This window comes from Secundilactobacillus odoratitofui DSM 19909 = JCM 15043 (assembly GCF_001434895.1).
Classification (GTDB): Bacteria; Bacillota; Bacilli; order Lactobacillales; family Lactobacillaceae; genus Secundilactobacillus; species Secundilactobacillus odoratitofui.
In genome coordinates this window covers 101267-117241 of the sequence record NZ_AZEE01000029.1, presented here as the reverse complement: position 1 = coordinate 117241, position 15975 = coordinate 101267, and the positions used below count along the sequence as shown (strand labels likewise).

Genomic DNA, 15975 nt, shown 5'->3' with positions numbered 1-15975 from the left:
AAATAGCATGATGATAAAACAAGTGAAGCGGATGAGTCTAAAATGGCTGATTTTTGCAGCGACATTACTGTGTGGTGTGAGTGCTACTCAAAGTCTGGCCCACGCAGCGGTTGGCACTTCGATTCCGGATCTTTCGGAATGGCAGGGTGCTTTGACGGCAACTGAAGTTCAAAATTTGAAAAAAACCGTGCCGTTTGTAATTTTACGGGTTCAATACGGAAGTGATTATAAGGACAAAGACTTTGCAGCAAACGTGGCGTTATGTAAAAAGTATGGGTTGAAGTATGGTGTTTATTCATTTAGTCAATATACCAGCACCGCGGATGCCAAGACGGAAGCTGCTGACCTATATTCACGGGCACCTTCAGCACAGTTTTACGTCAATGACTATGAGGATCAGACGGTTTCTAGCGGGACAACCAATAGCGCGACGGCTGCTTGGTACAGTGAACTGCGGTCCAAAGTGCCACATAAACGCATTCTGTTTTATTCTTACCAGAGTTTTGCGACTGAGTATGCGGCCACTGCAATGAAGAAGTACGACGGATTTTGGTTGGCCGCCTATCAATCAAACGAACCAACGGCCAGTCACGTACTCTGGCAATATACTGATTCATGGTATTCGTCAGCGTTAAATCAAAATGTCGATGCTAGCAAGAAGCATAGCGAAAATACCAGTTGGTTCCTATCATCTCGTGCCATTAGCTACAATAAAACAGTGACGGCTTCTAAAGCAGGCTACACAATTTGGGGCAGCCTGGCCTTTACCAGCAAGAAGGGTACGACTAAGCTTGGCACTGATTATACGGCGAAGTACTACTATAACCACTACAACGGGTCAACTTACTATTCACTTTATAATAAGAGCGGTAAGTGGGTTGGTTATGTGAACAAGAATGCGATGACGACCATGAAGGCGGTTGCCTATAACAAATCCGTAACGTTGACCAAAAGTGGCTATAACCTGTGGAGTAGTTTGATGTTTGCCAAAGCGAAATCAACCAGTACGACCCTGAAAGGAAAGACGTACACGGCTAAGTATTACTATCAGGCTGGTAACGGCACGATTTACTACTCGCTATATGACGGTAACACCTGGATGGGTTACGTTAACGCAAATGCTACCAAGTAGAAGGGAAGTAACGACATTGAAGAAAAAAATTTGGGCCACTGGTGGGCTACTAGCAACCGGATTATTGGCAACCGTTTTAATTGCGGGTCCGCTCCTCTTGGTACATGGTGACGCCACGCCAACTACCACTGAGTTAGCGGCACCAACTACGGTTAAAACAGGAACACAAACGGCTAAGGCAACGGATGTGAGCGGTACGACCAGTAACGCCAAGGTGACTTATCAGCAAAATGGTCAAACGACACCTGCTGCAACGTATCAAACCAATACTAAGACAAGTGCAACACAAGCGGCCAAGCAGGTTTCAAATCAGGATCATCGTGGTGAAGCCGTTAAATTAAGTGACGGCACCAAGGCAACGGAACAGGGTGTGATGGGGCACATCTACGTCAGTTGGACGAAGGGCAATTGGTCTGTGACGGCGGTTACTGATACGACGCAAACGTTACACACTGACCCAACGACCTTGGCATCGACGGTGAATAAATCACTCAAGCAAAATGACATTACGACGCAAGACGTTGATAAAGGGGCCGTAACGGTTTATTCTAGTGCTCAGGACACAACGGCTAATCAAATTACATGGCAGAATAACAAGCAAGTTGCAAACGTGAAGGCACAGCAGGCGGCAACCGGCTACCAAATTGCCAAATCAGTTATCAGCAAAACAAAATAGTTTAAAAATTTAAAATAAAAAGTTTGGTTAACCTAAAATATCTCTTGTGTTCTAATATTAACATGTTATAGTTAATGCAGGGTAATGCATTTAATTATATGATGTTTTGAACTACTAGGAGGATACTATGGTAACCGAAGACGATTTTGAAGCAGAAGAAATGAGCTATCACCGACTATTGTTGGCCGTTGATGACGACGATGATGATTCATCACGAAAGGCGTTTAACTACGCCTGCACGTTAGCACGGACGTTCAATTTACCATTAGGCATTGTGTCGGTCATGGAGACTGGCGATATGAACATTTTCCAATCACTATCACCAGACGTTATTAAGTCGCGTCGTGAAGACATCTATCATGACTTAAACACCTACGTCAGCAAAGCACGCGCCTTTGGTGTTAAGGACGTCCAGCCGCTGATTGGTGAAGGTAAGCCAGAACGAGTGATTTTGGAAGAAATTATTCCAGAATTCAAACCAGACTTAGTATTGCTAGGTTCACACACTCGTCGCGGGCACTTACGAATCGGTCACGTTGCGGGTGAGATTATCCGTGAGGCTGAAGTTTCGGCGATTATTGTGAAGTAGTACGGCCAATCAATTCGCCAGACAATTAAAAAAGTACAGTTCCATCATTTGACCTTGAACGCGGCCGTTGATGGGACTGTACTTTTTTGTTAATGGGTCGATTGAAAACAAGTCACGATTGGATGACGTCATGACTTTAACTGTAGAATGATTCTAAATGAACTTGGTGATTAGGCATTCCGCGTCATGACAAAAAAGACGTTTTTCATGTGACCGACGGAGTAACTCATATAGTTATCAAACTGTTGGTTGTATCGAATCGCTAACCGGTACTGATAATTGCCTTTGTGGCTAATTCGACGATCAGGTAATTTCAACATATTTGATTTGGCGTAGACGTGTAACAGGTTGCCACTTTTTTTGAGTGCGGTGATCTTAGTCGAAGAAACTGGTTTTTGGGTCATCGAACTGGTTTTAAAATATTCAACGTAGCCATCAGTCGTCAAACGAAGGACCGGTAACTTAGCGTTTTTACTATCTGAAGTGGTTGGAGTGCCTTTCACTAACGTGGTGAGCTTATCCGCGGCATTTGCCTTAACCGTTTTGAAGTTGTGGTTAATCCGAACGGTAATGTACCTTGCTGAGGTTTGATGCCGAAGCTTATATCGTATTGTATTGAGGTCAATACGGCCGTAAGTTTTATTATTTTTGTTGGTTTTGTAGATGAAGTTAACCCGTGTATTTTTAGGAAGTGTCACCTTGCCTGACTTAACCGTAGTCGTTGAGACCGCATAGCTATTGCCACTGCTGGCCATTGCGGGTGAGCCGAACAACGAAAGGCCGAGCGTTAAGGTTAACGCAGACAACCCAAGCTTAATTAATTTCATTGTAATCTCCTCCTTTTATGTAAAATATAACACACTGGAAAATATAACACAGAACAATTGAACCATAAATCCTATTTTGCCAGTGTTTATAGTGCGTCATGTCGTACACAAATCGCCTCTCAAATTATATTGAGAGGCGATTTTTTGCTTACCTTATTAGCATGGAAAATTAATCCCAATTATCAGCCTTGATCATCTCAAGCAGATGTTGGTTGTTGTTCATACGAGCGAACGCTTTAGCGTCGTTGACCATGTCAATGACATCTGACTTTGGCTTGCCTTCTGCCAGGGCGTTTTGAGCGAGACGGTAACAGATTCGGGCTGAGTAATAGGTGACGTGGTTCGTTGCACAAATCTCATAACCGTACTTAAGTAACGAATCACTAGTTTCATAGTCCTTCACGTGAGCAAAATACTGCGCGGTGTAAAAGACCATGTTCAAAGCTCGCCAGATCGCTTTATTGTCGTTAAGCGGTAGGGTGTGCAGGTCGTCAAACACCTTCTGGAAAAAGAATTCGCTCTTCTGGTTTTCGTTGTTGTGGCTGTAAGCAATGCCACTGCCGGTGTACGCGAGCTGCGTGAAGATAGTGCTGTGGGTGTCATCGAGGTCATTTAAAATCAAGTTAAAGTAGTACAGTGCATCAGCAATTGGCTTTTCAAGCAATGCAGTCAGGTAGCCCTTAACGAAGTAGTACTGCATCTGGCCGTTTGTTGATAGGTCACTAAAATTAACGCCAGCGAGGTCGGTTGAAGCGCTATCATATTCGCTGGTGATGAGCTTAAATTCTGCTTGATCCAACAGTTCACTGGCTTGTGACTGTGCGGGTGGGTTTACCGGAAAAACGTCATCCAGTGTTAAACTCAATCGCGCACAGAGTTGCGTGAGGATTCGGATAGCGGGTGCCTTACCAGAATTTTCAAATTTACTTAGTGTTGCTTGCGTACAGATCCCGTCACACAGCTCGGCTTGCGATAATCCGAGCGCTTTACGGGCTTTGATAAAGCGTTCAATATTCATTTTGATCATCCCATATTTTTAGTTGTTTAAATTAAGTATAACAGATTGATAATGGATAGGCACTTTCGATTAGTAAATGACTTGTACAATCTGGCAATCTTAATCATCTTAATCGTTGTTCAAACGATTTTGACGTTAATTGGGTAATGGTTAAAAATGATTAAAGCAAATAAAAGAGATATTCATTTTTAAATGTATAATATCGTTTTATTTGCAAATAATATACATAAAACAGCTTAAATTTGATAATTTAACAGAAAAACATTGCATTTTTTGAATTATGAGAATATAGTAAGACGCATACTTAAACGACAAATAAATTTCTTGTGAGGTGAAGCCGATGAACGTTGCGATAGTAGGTGTGACTGGATATAGTGGCACGGTGTTATATACACTGCTTGCGAACCACCCAGCCGTTGATGACATTAAGTTATACGGTCATTCAGATGAAGGGAAAAATGGTGACGTCCGCTATCTCGACGAACTCATCGCTGGCTTTCATGGTCAGCACGTTAAGCTTCAGAAGTTTGATGCAAACCAGATCATGGCAGGCAATGACGCGGTTTTCTTTGCGACTTCGGCTGGCGTAACGAGTAAGCTCGCCATTCCATTTGTTGAAGCTGATTTTCCAGTCATCGACCTTTCCGGCGATTTTCGATTGCCAGATCCTGCGGTGTACGAAAAGTGGTATCACAAACCGGCAGCACCAGTAGCTGATCTCGCTAAAGCTTCCTATAATTTAGCTGACGTTGACCAGCCACAAACGAATTACGTAGCTAACCCTGGCTGTTATGCGACTGCAACGTTGCTGGGCTTGGCGCCAATGGTCCAAGCAGACCTGATTGATCCGGACACAATTATTGTGGACGCTAAGTCCGGGACGTCTGGCGCAGGGAAGAAGTTAACTCAAATCAGCCACTTTACCGAAGTAAATGATAACTTACAGCTATACGGGTTAAACACCCACAAGCACATTCCAGAAATTGTGGCGCAACTTCAGAAATGGAACGACAAGGTCAACGCGATTCAATTTAGTACGACATTGTTGCCACTGACGACGGGCTTGATGGCAAGTATTTATGCCAAGGTCAAACCTGGTGTGACACAGGAAGCGCTCATGACCGTTTTTGAAACAACTTACGCCAATCATCCATTTATTCACGTGCTTGATGGTCAGACGCCAACCCTTAAACAAGTCGTTGGCACTAACAATTGTGATATCGGTGTAGTCTTTAACCCGGTGACCCAAACGGTGATGGTAATCAGTGTGATTGATAATCTAATCAAGGGCGCGGCAGGCCAGGCTATTCAAAACTTTAATCACTTATTTAATTTAGACGAAACGGCTGGTTTACCAACCTTGCCAGTCTTTGCATAGAATCGAGGAAAGAGAATGACACAACAATTTGAAGCGGTCAGTTTTCAATGGCCAAAGGGTTATTACAACGATGGAATTGAAATTGGGTTAGGTCAGGTCGATAAGCTTGATTTTGGGTACTTAGTTTCAGAAGTCCCGGCGAGCGCTGCTGGCACCTATACCACTAATCAATTTCAGGCAGCACCGACGAAGTTAACAAAAAACACCATTAACGTCGCCCATCAATTACAAGCCGTGGTACTGAATAGTGCAATTGCTAATTCATGTACTGGTAAGCAGGGTGAGGCAGATGCCCTGACGGAACAAGCGTTATTAGCCGATAAGTTAGATATTGACAAAGCCTTAGTCGGCGTGGCTTCCACTGGTCTGATTGGGGCACCACTGCCAATGGCGAAAATTGAGGCAGGTATGGCCCAGTTGACTCCACACCATGGGGACGCGGTCACTAAAGCCGTGATGACCACCGACAAAAAGCCAAAGCACGCCTGTGTTCAACTTGAACTGGCAGGCAAAACGGTGACGATTACCGGTTTTGCGAAAGGGTCCGGCATGATTCACCCCAAGATGGCGACGATGTTAGGCTTCGTCACAACGGATGCTGCAATTGACGGTGAGCTGTTGCAACAAACTTTGAGTGCCGAGGTTGATACAACTTTTAACCAGATCACGGTGGATGGCGACACTTCTACCAACGATATGGTCGTTGTTATGGCAAATGGTCAAGCAGGGACGCCCGAATTAACGGCGGCTGGATCGGCTGACTACGACACATTTGCTGCGGGTCTGCACTACGTCTTAGGTGAGCTGGCGAAGCAGATCGCGGCTGATGGTGAAGGTGCAACCAAGTTGGTGGAATGTAATGTGGCAAACGCCTTTAACGAAAAAGAGGGGCAACAGGTTGCCAAAGCAATTGTGGGGTCAAGCCTAGTTAAAACAGCGATTTTCGGCCAGGACCCAAACTGGGGCAGAATCTTGTCAACGGTTGGTGCAACCAACGCACACGTTGATACTGACCACGTCACGATTGAAGTCAATGGCATCCAAATGGTTAAGGACAGCATAGCGCTACCATTCGATGAAGAACAAGCTTCAAATGCAATGGGAACGGACAAGGTAACCATTAACGTCGATTTAAATGCCGGCAATAAAACCGGCCAAGCCTGGGGCTGTGACTTAACGTATGAGTACGTAAAGATTAATGCGACGTATAGAACTTAGGTGCGGAACCAAAGCGTTTAGAAGGTGGAGCATAGCGGGCTCGGGTCAAAAAGCCCGAACTTGGCTTTATGACCCGAGCCCGCTATGTGCAACCTTCTGCTTTGTGTAGCCCGATACAGCTATGTAAAATTAGCGAATCAAAAAACCCGAACTTGGTTTTATACCCCGAGCCCGCTATGTGCAACCTTCTGCTTTGTGTAGCCCGATACGGATATGTAAAATTAACGAATCAAAAAACAAGCCCCCAAAAAAGAAAGGACAATTCTATGAATCTAGTCATCGTAAAAATCGGCGGCAACGCCATTCAACAGTTAAACAGTGAGTTTTTTAACCAGCTACGCGAATGGCGCCAAGCCGGCAAGAAGGTGCTTTTGATTCATGGTGGTGGTCCTCAGATTTCAAAGCTAGCTAAGCAGCTCAACATACCAACTAATAAGCAAAACGGCATTCGGGTAACGGATGAACAAACACTTGCTTTGACCAAGATGGTGCTGTTAGGCGATGCGCAACCAGCACTATTAACGCGATTAGCTGAAGCGGGGTTGGCTGCAGTTGGCCTTAACGCCGCTGATCAGCAATTATTGACGGGTCACTACCTTGACCAAGCTCACTATGGGGCAGTCGGTGGTATCGATACTGTCAACGAACTGATTCTATCTAAAATGTTGACGGATCAAATTGGCGTACTAGCACCGTTAGCGCTAACTAAAAACGGCGAGTGGCTTAACGTTAACGCCGATACAGCTGCGGCTGATATCGCTCGGTTATTGAAAGCCACACAACTGTACTTACTTACGGATGTGCCCGGGGTATTAAAAAATGGTCACGTTATTTCAGCACTTATTCCGCAAGATGTATCCGATTTAATTGAAGAACATGTGATTACGGCAGGCATGCAGCCAAAGTTATCCGCTGCTGTTAAGGCCGTTCACGCTGGGGTGCAGGCGGTGAAAATTACGGATCAGCTGACTCACCCAGGCACTACTTTAAAAATGGAGGCAACTAAGTAATGACGATGACACATGTATTTCCAACGTACGCACGGTTCCCCTTTGAACCAATCAAGGCCAATGGCGTCATTGTGACCGATAATCATGGACAAGATTACCTCGACTTTACGTCTGGCATCGGGGTTTGCAACTTTGGCTATCAAAATCCCGCCATTCAAAATGCCGTTTCAGTGCAACTGACTAAAATGTGGCATATTTCGAACCTTTACGAAAACCACCTCCAAGAAAGCGTGGCGGCACTATTGGTTGGCGATGAGGAAAAACTCGTTTATTTCGCTAATTCAGGTACTGAAGCAAATGAAACGGCTTTAAAATTAGCTCGTAAAGCAACTGGTAAAACTAAGATTCTGTCATTTAACCACTCATTTCACGGCCGTACTTATGGTGCAATGTCGATGACGGGCAATGCTCATATTCAGGAAGGTTACGCGCCGTTAGTACCTGACATCACGTTTGCAGATTATAACGATGATGCGTCACTCAACGCCATTACGCCAGACTTGGCAGCAGTCATTTTAGAAGTTATTCAGGGTGAAGGCGGCGTGATTGTTGGCGATTTGGACTGGTTACACGCTGTTCAAGACAAGTGTCAAGCAACCGATACATTACTGATCATCGATGAAGTTCAGACTGGGATTGGCCGGACCGGCTATCGATTTGCTTACGAAGGCTTCGGTTTAGATCCAGACATTGTGACTTCTGCAAAAGGGTTGGCTAATGGCTTACCCGTCGGTGCAATGATCGGTAAAGCATCGCTCGCACCAGCGTTTGGACCAGGTTCTCACGGGTCAACCTTTGCAGGGAACCCCCTGACAATGTCTGCAGCGGAGGCTGTATTAACACAATTGACGCCAGCTTTTCTCGATGACGTTCAAGCTAAGGCAACTGTCGTATGGCAGACACTCGATAAGTTTGATGCGTTGAAGACCGTTAAATCAGTGAGTGGTAAGGGCTTAATGATCGGTATTCACCTTGCGGATGACTTACCAGTAAACGATGTAATCAAGGCGTTGCATCATGAAGGACTGTTGACGTTGTCGGCAGTTGGTAACACGTTGCGGTTATTACCACCGCTCGTGATGAGTGAAGACGACTTGACAAGCGGTTTAAATACGATTTATCAAGTCTTATCAAAATAGGTCATGCCAAATTTTTTGGGAGCGTCATTACCCTCTGAATAGATAGAAGACGCCCCGTAGATTCCGCGTTTTGGATTCTGCGAGGCGTCTTTTGATTCTAAAAAACGTCCACCATTTAAGTTAGTGGACGTCACTTGAATATTAATGATAATTTTAGGGGGAAAATTACCAAAAGAGTCGGTTTTACCAACTGTCGATGGCGGCAGTTAAAGATGCACAACTGAGGGGAAATGCACAATGTAAAACCATTCTGAATCTGGGAATTCAGTTGCCATCGGATCGAGTTAAGGCGATGGTGAAGTTAGTATAGCACTAAAAACGATATAACTTGGTGAAATTATGGATGGATTATTTACTTTTAGTTAGAAAAGAATTCAAAATTTAGTTTTTGTTTAATATGTAATGAAGGCACTGAAAGTTTTCATCTTGAAAAAATCAGTGCCCTGAATGAATCGTCAGGGGAATATGACCCGTTGGGGACGGGTCATATGATTATTAACTATTAATCGAATGTAATGGTGTTCAAGCCTTTAGCGAATACTTCAGCTGCGGGGAACGTTAAAGCATAGGCGTTCATATTTGCACGAGCGGCTTCATCGAAAAAGCTGAAACTATCGTATTTTTTGTCCATGGCAACAAATAATTCTGGTTTCTTTTCGTTAACTTGGGTTGCCGTTGCACCAGTAACGCGCACAGCGTCAGCCCCATCAACAGGAAGCGTCGTAAACGAAACGTGGTTATTAGTTTCGATTTCTCGGACCTTAGTTGTGTCACGAGCGGTAGCAATGTAAATTGTGTTAGGGGTATCTTCGAAGTAAAGGAAGTTAACGACCCGAACACTAGGTGTGTGACCATCAAGGGTTTCGGTTGCTAATGCGATGTGGGTTGCTTGGTTTAAAATGTTGTTGTAATTTTCTTTAGTAGACATAGTTGTTAACTCCTTTGATTTAATATACTTATTATACCGCTTAAATATGACAACCGTTTGTCAACAATTCAAAAATAATTTGACTGATTGAAATGTGAATTTAATGATAAAGTGATTGTCGAAGCCACATGATTCAGCCATAATGGACCTAAGGAAACGAACGCTATGTTTTAAACGTTAGATGCGTTCCACTAGTTCATGAAGTCAACCACCCGTGTCTGTTTCGAGAAAGGATGATTTTTCAATGAAAGCAATTATTACTGTTATCGGTCAAGATCAAATTGGCATCGTTGCTGCGGTATCAAAGCAACTCGCAAACTTAAATATTAACATTATTGATATCACCCAAACGTTGATGCATGGTAGCTTCACAATGGTACTGATGGGTGAATGGGATGATGGTCAAACCAGTTTTGCGACGGCGCAAACGGCCTTAGCTGACCTTGGTAAGTCATTAAACTTGGACATTCGGATTCAACGACAAGCCTTATTTGACGCGATTCAGAAACTTTAGGGGGACTGCAAAGTGGAAACCAAACAAATTCTTGAAACCATCCAAATGATTTCCGAAGAGCGCTTGGATATCAGAACAATCACGATGGGCATTTCGTTATTTGATTGCATTGACAGTGATGGTCAAAAAGCACGGGCGAAGATTTACGATAAGTTGACGACCAGTGCCAAGGACCTTGTGAAGGTTGCCGACCAGATTCAAGCAGAGTATGGCATTCCAATTGTGAATAAGCGAATTGCGGTCACACCTATTGCTCTGATTGCGGCAGCCAGCCATGATGATAATTACGTTGCTTACGCCCAAACCATGGAACGAGCAGCCGAAGCACTTGGTGTGGACCTAATCGGTGGTTTTTCCGCCTTGGTGCAAAAAGGTTATCAAAATGGTGACCGGACATTGATTGATTCGATTCCCGAGGCCTTAAACGCCACCAGTCGAGTTTGTAGCTCCGTCAACGTCGGTTCTACCCGGTCAGGCATCAACATGGATGCCGTGGCACAAATGGGCCGGGTTGTGAAAGACATCGCTGCAGTTGATCCGGTCAATTGTATGAGCCTGGTTGTTTTTGCTAACGCGGTTGAAGATAATCCGTTTATGGCCGGTGCTTTTCATGGCGTGGGTGAAGCAGACCGCGTCATTAACGTTGGGATTAGCGGTCCTGGGGTTGTCAAACGGGCGTTGGAACAGGTCAAAGGCGAGCCAATCGACGTGGTTTCAGAAACCATTAAGAAAACTGCCTTTAAGGTCACTCGAATGGGTCAATTAGTCGGCAACGTTGCGGCGGAACGCCTTGGTGTACCGTTTGGTATCGTCGATTTATCGTTGGCACCAACGCCAAATGAAGGTGATTCGGTCGCTGAAATCCTGGAAGAGATTGGCCTGGAGAGTGTTGGTGCACCGGGAACCACTGCGGCATTAGCGTTGTTAAACGATGCTGTTAAAAAAGGCGGCGTCATGGCCTGCGAACACGTGGGTGGCTTATCGGGCGCGTTCATCCCGGTTTCTGAAGATGCTGAAATGATTCGAGCTGTATCCAAAGGTAACTTGAACATTGAAAAATTGGAAGCGATGACGGCGGTGTGCTCAGTTGGATTGGACATGATCGCGGTACCGGGTGACACAACCGCAGAAACGATTAGTGGCATGATTGCGGACGAAGCAGCCATTGGCGTAATCAACAATAAAACCACGGCAGTCCGGGTCATCCCAGCGACAGGAAAAGGCGTCGGGGAACAGATCGACTTTGGCGGTTTGTTCGGAACGGCCCCAATAATGCCAGTCAATACGAACTCACCAAAACAGTTCGTGGAGAGGGGTGGCAGAATCCCAGCACCAATTCATTCGTTTAAGAATTAGGTGCGGAACCAAAGCGTTTAGAAGGTGGAGCGTAACGGACTCGGACCATAAAGCCCGAACCTGGCTTTATGGTCCGAGTCCGTTACGTGCAACCTTCTGCTTTGTGTAGCCCGATATGGCTACGTAAAATCAACGAAATAAAACAAACAGGTGCGCTGAGTGCGCACCTACTTAACCAATAAAATATTCCATATTCATATAGAATATCGAGAATAAAAATGATATGCGATCGATTTTACTACAACTATTAGTGATAAAGCATCGCAATAAGGAGGCCAAATTCGCTTGAACAAATATATTTTAACCGCCACTCACCTGTCAGCTGGCTATGGGCAACATGAAGTGATTCATAATCAATCCGTGAATATCCCATCAGGCCAAATTACAGGTCTGATTGGCCCCAACGGGAGCGGTAAAACCACGTTATTTAATTTACTAAATGGTTTTGAAAAGGCGACCAGCGGCACGGTAGAGTTGAATGGTGAGCCAATTATTAAACTGACGGCGAAACAGCGTGCACAGCAGATTGCCTGCCTTTGCCAGCATCCGTTAGCGCCGGCTGGTATCACCGTGACGGAATTAGTTAATTATGGTCGTTATGCTCACCGTCATGGCTTTAATCGAGGACACGAGGATCAAAAGATTGTGCGCCAAGCGATTGACGCTGTTCACCTGACGGATTTTGCCGCAACCCAAGTTGCCAGCCTTTCTGGTGGTCAACGTCAACGCGCTTTTATTGCGATGACGTTAGCTCAAGATAGTCCGGTTATGATGTTGGATGAGCCAACCACTTATTTAGATTTGACCAACCAACTGGAGATTTTGGCATTATTACAAGAACTCAACCAAAAGTTACATAAAACGATCGTGATTATTTTGCACGATTTGAACCAGGCGGCCGCTTATTGTCAGCATTTAATCTGTTTGGTTAACGGCAGCATCATGGCTGAAGGCACACCGAAGCAAGTATTGACCAGCAACTTGTTAGCACAGGCCTTTCAGGTTCATGCGCAAATTACGATTGATCCGCAGCGCGATTGTCCGCAACTGCTTAATTGTCGGCCACTAGAGGCAATCTCATGAACTGGTGGCAGCGACATTTAGTGGGAATTCTCATTGTTGGGTTAATCGTTGTGGCCACTTTAAACGTACTAGGTGGCTCGCGTTGGTATGAGTTGTCGGCCTTGTGGCAACCGATGCACTCTCTATTGGGTAAAGTAATCTGGACGATGCGAGTGCCACGGCTATTGGCCAGCGTTATGGTTGGGGCACTGTTAGCCATGAGTGGCCTTTTGTTACAGACAGTCTCGCACAACCCAATTGCCGATCCTTCAATTTTAGGCATCAATGCGGGTGCCAATCTAGCATTAATTGTTGGTGGTGTCCTTGGGGTTGGCATGTCAATTTTTAATACGGTTTGGCTTTCGTTAGTCGGTGCTGGATTGGCGTTTTTGGTTGTGATGAGTCTTGCTATGTCGCGACACGGCATTGCGCCACTACGGTTAATTCTCGGCGGAACGGTTTTCTCGGGATTTATCAGTTGCATTTCGTACGCCATTAGCGTGATGACCAACACAACTGAACAGTACAGAAATTTATTAGTCGGTGGCTTTAGTAGCAGTACTTATGGCCAAGTCGTGTTGCTAGCCATCGTACTCGTAATTGTAATCGTAACCGCTGCGTGCTTTCAATCAGGCCTAACGTTGTTAGCGATGGATGCAACTTCAACTCGCGGACTCGGTGTCTCAACCGGTATCTTGTGGTCGATTGCAGCTTCGTTGATTGTGTTGGCAACCGCGGCGAGTGTCGCGGTGGGTGGCAACATTGGCTTCGTTGGGTTAGGTATTCCGCAATTGATTCAGGCCATTAGACCGGGATCATTCAAGCAAAATGTCTGGGTAACTTTGTTAGGAGGCAGTGTGTTTATGACCACCGCTGATTTGATTGCTAAAGCAACAGTGCCAGGTGTCGAATTGCCCATGGCGGCATTGAGCGCGTTATTTGGTGGTTGTCTGCTGTTTATGATGGTCGTTTTCGATCGGCGGGTGATTCAAGTATGACTAGCAAAATCCGAATGACGATGATTTTGATCCTTTGTACGCTCCTATTTTTGATTTCGACCCTGTTATTACTGTCTATCGGCGACATTCACTTAGGGTTTGGCCAAGTGATTAGCGTGCTACTGGGGACCTCGCAAGACTATACGGCGAACTTTGTTGTCTGGCAATTGCGGTTGCCTAATTTGCTTGCCGCGTTGATCACGGGTGGTGCCCTGGCAGTCAGTGGCCTGATCTTACAAGTGACCACCCATAATCCACTGGCAGATAGTAGCATCTTAGGCATAAATGCCGGTGCTAGTTTGGGGGCGGTGATTTTAACCGCAATCAGTTTGAGTAACGACTTGCTACCAGTTGCAGCGCTGATTGGTGCGTTGATTAGTTGCGGGTTAGTGAAGCTCGCTAATCGAAATGGGTCGCCAATTCAAGTGCTGTTGGGTGGTGTCGCTTTAACCGCTATTATGAACGGGCTAATTTTGATTTTAGAATTGCGACTGAACCAATTTAGTTTCGATAAGGCTCTGATTTGGCTGAGTGGCAGTTTTTGGAACTTGGATTTAGGTTATTTAATGATCAATGGATTAGCGAGTTTGCTTCTGCTGCTATTGGTGATGGCATTGCTCCCAACACTGGGCACACTGACATTGGGCGAGACGATGGCACGCGGAATTGGTGTCAATGTCAAACGCGGTCAACAATGGTTGCTACTAGTGGCGGTTGGGTTAGCTACCGTTGCCGTAGCAGTGGGCGGTGCGATGAGTTTCGTTGGCTTAATGGCGCCTAACATTGCCAAACGGTTAGTTGGCGAGCGCGTGAATTTACTTTTGCCAGTCAGTTGGTTACTGGGGACCAGTTTGATGATGTTAGCGGATGTCGTGGCCAATAACGCCTTTGGCAAAGTGGCGTTGCCAGTTGGCTTGATTGTTGCCGTTGTGACAATGCCTTACTTTATTATTCAATTATTTAGCTGGCAACGGGAAGCTTAACCTTACTTAGGAAGGAAATGGCATATGAAATTTAACAAGCAATTATTGAGTTTAATGATGATTACAATGGCGGTGGGACTTTTTCTTGCTGGTTGTGGAAAATCGCAACCCAGTCAGTCCAAAGCAGCGACACGCGTTGTAACGACAAGCGCGGGTAAAGTAAAAGTACCAACGAAGCCGACGCGTATCGTGACCAACGTTTACACGGGAGATGTGCTATCACTGGGTGGTCACGTGGTCGGTGCAACGTCAACGGATTTAGCGAGTCCATATCTCACCAAACAGCAAACTCAGCACATTAAAAACTTAGGCCTGACTTTAAAGCCTGAGGCGGTCTTAAAATTAAAACCGGATCTGATTGTGACGAGTAATGAATCGGACGTTAAAGCACTCAAAAAAATCGCACCCGTTGTTTACGTCGCCTATGGCACTACGGGTGATATTAATCAAACCGCAACGAAATTTGGCCAAATTTTGAACCGTCAAAAACAGGCGAAGGCTTGGAATCAAAAATTTAGTCGGGAGGCCAAACAGCAGGCCAGCCGGCTAAAGGCGGCGGGAATTAACCCGTTAAACACAACTGTTGGTATGTATGATATGCAAAATGGCAAACTGTTCGTAGATGGGAGTACTTGGGGCCGTGGCGGTCAGGCGTTGACAACCGGGCTCGGTTTTAAACTGCCAAATCGGATTCAAAAAATTAGCGATGGTGTTGGTTACCAACAAATTTCTTTGGAATCACTCAATAAATACGCCGCTGATTGGTTGTTCTTTACGAATACAACGGCCACGACTAAGGGCAATCAGGCGGTGAAAGATCTGCAGTCTAACCCAATTTGGAAAAGTTTACCTGCAGTAAAAGCGGGGCATGTCATATCGCTGCCGTTTAATAAGATGTATTACTTTGACCCGACAGCCGTTTATCAACAGATGAAGCTGATTACGGATGCAATGATCAAAGCCAAGTAAATGGTTTACGCATTGAAGCTAACTTGTATGTGCTAGTTTCACACAAGGATAATAACCCATAAAAGTAGGACGATTGCTAGTTATCTGGCAATCGTTCTACTTTTACTTTGGTGTTTTTCATGCTGTGGCGATGTGCGGAGAGGTCCGCCTTCGGCCGCCAGCAGACTGATTGGCAGGT

At 45.2% G+C, this 15975-nt stretch carries 16 protein-coding genes; 13 read left to right on the top strand and 3 right to left on the bottom strand.

The window, feature by feature from the left end; all coding sequences use genetic code 11:
- Positions 1-31 precede the first annotated feature (31 nt).
- From FD04_RS08675 to FD04_RS08665, 3 genes are all read left to right on the top strand, one after another.
- Positions 32-1132: a GH25 family lysozyme gene (locus tag FD04_RS08675; RefSeq protein WP_235805679.1), complete on the top strand. Its 1101-nt coding sequence runs from the start codon at positions 32-34 to the stop codon at positions 1130-1132.
- Positions 1133-1148: 16 nt separating this feature from the next.
- Positions 1149-1808 (top strand): hypothetical protein, encoded by a 660-nt coding sequence (locus tag FD04_RS08670; protein WP_056948322.1) that lies wholly within the window; start codon positions 1149-1151, stop codon positions 1806-1808.
- Positions 1809-1935: 127 nt separating this feature from the next.
- Positions 1936-2397: a universal stress protein gene (locus tag FD04_RS08665; protein ID WP_054700370.1), complete on the top strand. Its 462-nt coding sequence runs from the start codon at positions 1936-1938 to the stop codon at positions 2395-2397.
- A 170-nt stretch (positions 2398-2567) separates the two neighbouring features.
- Here the strand turns inward: FD04_RS08665 and FD04_RS08660 are convergent, their stop codons facing one another.
- Together FD04_RS08660 and FD04_RS08655 are read right to left on the bottom strand one after the other, a co-directional pair.
- Positions 2568-3224, bottom strand: coding sequence for a hypothetical protein (locus FD04_RS08660; RefSeq protein ID WP_056948320.1), 657 nt, complete (start codon positions 3222-3224; stop codon positions 2568-2570).
- Between the two features lie 169 nt (positions 3225-3393).
- Positions 3394-4242 carry a helix-turn-helix domain-containing protein gene (locus FD04_RS08655; RefSeq protein WP_082603190.1) on the bottom strand — a complete coding sequence of 283 codons (849 nt, stop codon included), beginning with the start codon at positions 4240-4242 and terminating at the stop codon, positions 3394-3396.
- Positions 4243-4582: 340 nt separating this feature from the next.
- On the opposite strand from FD04_RS08655, the gene argC reads away from it, so the two are divergent.
- The 4 genes from argC to FD04_RS08635 all read left to right on the top strand — a co-directional run bounded on the left by argC (position 4583) and on the right by FD04_RS08635 (position 8987).
- Positions 4583-5620: an N-acetyl-gamma-glutamyl-phosphate reductase gene (argC, locus tag FD04_RS08650; protein ID WP_054700373.1), complete on the top strand. Its 1038-nt coding sequence runs from the start codon at positions 4583-4585 to the stop codon at positions 5618-5620.
- 15 nt (positions 5621-5635) lie between these two features.
- Positions 5636-6838 (top strand): bifunctional glutamate N-acetyltransferase/amino-acid acetyltransferase ArgJ, encoded by a 1203-nt coding sequence (argJ, locus tag FD04_RS08645; RefSeq protein ID WP_056948318.1) that lies wholly within the window; start codon positions 5636-5638, stop codon positions 6836-6838.
- 266 nt (positions 6839-7104) lie between these two features.
- A complete protein-coding gene (gene argB, locus FD04_RS08640; protein ID WP_054700375.1) occupies positions 7105-7848 on the top strand; it encodes an acetylglutamate kinase in 744 nt (247 codons plus the stop codon).
- Complete coding sequence (locus FD04_RS08635; RefSeq protein WP_082603189.1) at positions 7848-8987, top strand: acetylornithine transaminase; 1140 nt, start codon at positions 7848-7850, stop codon at positions 8985-8987. The genes argB and FD04_RS08635 overlap by 1 nt, the downstream gene beginning before the upstream one ends.
- A gap of 502 nt (positions 8988-9489) precedes the next feature.
- On the opposite strand, the gene FD04_RS08630 is transcribed toward FD04_RS08635, so the two are convergent.
- On the bottom strand, positions 9490-9915 hold the full coding sequence (locus FD04_RS08630) for a pyridoxamine 5'-phosphate oxidase family protein (RefSeq protein WP_056948316.1): 426 nt from the start codon (positions 9913-9915) through the stop codon (positions 9490-9492).
- A gap of 244 nt (positions 9916-10159) precedes the next feature.
- On the opposite strand from FD04_RS08630, the gene FD04_RS08625 reads away from it, so the two are divergent.
- The 6 genes from FD04_RS08625 (at position 10160) to FD04_RS08600 (ending at position 15797) form a co-directional block, all read left to right on the top strand.
- Positions 10160-10429, top strand: a complete 270-nt coding sequence (locus FD04_RS08625; RefSeq protein ID WP_056948313.1) for an ACT domain-containing protein — start codon at positions 10160-10162, stop codon at positions 10427-10429.
- Between the two features lie 12 nt (positions 10430-10441).
- Positions 10442-11785 (top strand): PFL family protein, encoded by a 1344-nt coding sequence (locus FD04_RS08620; RefSeq protein ID WP_056948310.1) that lies wholly within the window; start codon positions 10442-10444, stop codon positions 11783-11785.
- 285 nt (positions 11786-12070) lie between these two features.
- The gene (locus FD04_RS08615; RefSeq protein WP_235805678.1) at positions 12071-12868 is read left to right on the top strand and encodes an ABC transporter ATP-binding protein; all 798 of its coding nucleotides are present in this window, start codon (positions 12071-12073) and stop codon (positions 12866-12868) included.
- Positions 12865-13845 carry a FecCD family ABC transporter permease gene (locus tag FD04_RS08610; RefSeq protein ID WP_056948309.1) on the top strand — a complete coding sequence of 327 codons (981 nt, stop codon included), beginning with the start codon at positions 12865-12867 and terminating at the stop codon, positions 13843-13845. Before FD04_RS08615 ends, FD04_RS08610 begins: the two co-directional genes overlap by 4 nt.
- On the top strand, positions 13842-14828 hold the full coding sequence (locus tag FD04_RS08605) for a FecCD family ABC transporter permease (protein ID WP_056948307.1): 987 nt from the start codon (positions 13842-13844) through the stop codon (positions 14826-14828). Before FD04_RS08610 ends, FD04_RS08605 begins: the two co-directional genes overlap by 4 nt.
- Before the next feature lie 24 nt (positions 14829-14852).
- The gene (locus FD04_RS08600; RefSeq protein ID WP_056948305.1) at positions 14853-15797 is read left to right on the top strand and encodes an ABC transporter substrate-binding protein; all 945 of its coding nucleotides are present in this window, start codon (positions 14853-14855) and stop codon (positions 15795-15797) included.
- Positions 15798-15975 lie beyond the last annotated feature (178 nt).